The organism is Myxococcus llanfairpwllgwyngyllgogerychwyrndrobwllllantysiliogogogochensis (genome assembly GCF_006636215.1).
Classification (GTDB): Bacteria; Myxococcota; Myxococcia; order Myxococcales; family Myxococcaceae; genus Myxococcus; species Myxococcus llanfairpwllgwyngyllgogerychwyrndrobwllllantysiliogogogochensis.
In genome coordinates this window covers 1-458 of record NZ_VIFM01000747.1, presented here as the reverse complement: position 1 = coordinate 458, position 458 = coordinate 1, and the positions used below count along the sequence as shown (strand labels likewise).

1 protein-coding gene is annotated in these 458 nt (G+C 73.8%); it reads left to right on the top strand.

All coding sequences use genetic code 11. The features are described 5' to 3' along the window. The coding region (locus tag FJV41_RS57375; RefSeq protein WP_246137936.1) for an amidase family protein at window positions 1-458 on the top strand (458 nt) is incomplete at both ends.

The following is a 458-nucleotide window of genomic DNA, read 5'->3' as shown; positions in this document are numbered from 1 at the left end:
GGCCCAGGCCGAGCAGACGCGCATCCTGGCGCGCTTCCAGGAAGCCTGCGAATCGTTCGACGTGATCCTCGCGCCGACCACGCCGGTTTCGCCGTTCCCGTGGACGGAGCTGTTCGCCAGCCACATCAACGGCGAGCCCCAGGCCAACTACTACCGCTGGCTGGCACTCACCTACGTGACGACGCTCACCACGCACCCCGCGCTCAGCCTGCCCTGCGGCCTGGACGGCCAGGGCATGCCGTTCGGCCTGCAGGTGGTGGGGCGCTTCCGCGACGACCTGGGTACGCTGGCCACCGGTCGGGCGATGGAACACGCCTTCGCCGGCATCGCGGGCGTGCAGCGGCCGCGTCCGGCGCTGGACCGCCTCGGCCCCGTCGAGCCCGCGCTCACCTCCCTCGTCACCACCGGCCCGGATCCGCGCGACGCGCGCGGCCTGCCGCGCGCGGACGGATCGGGCG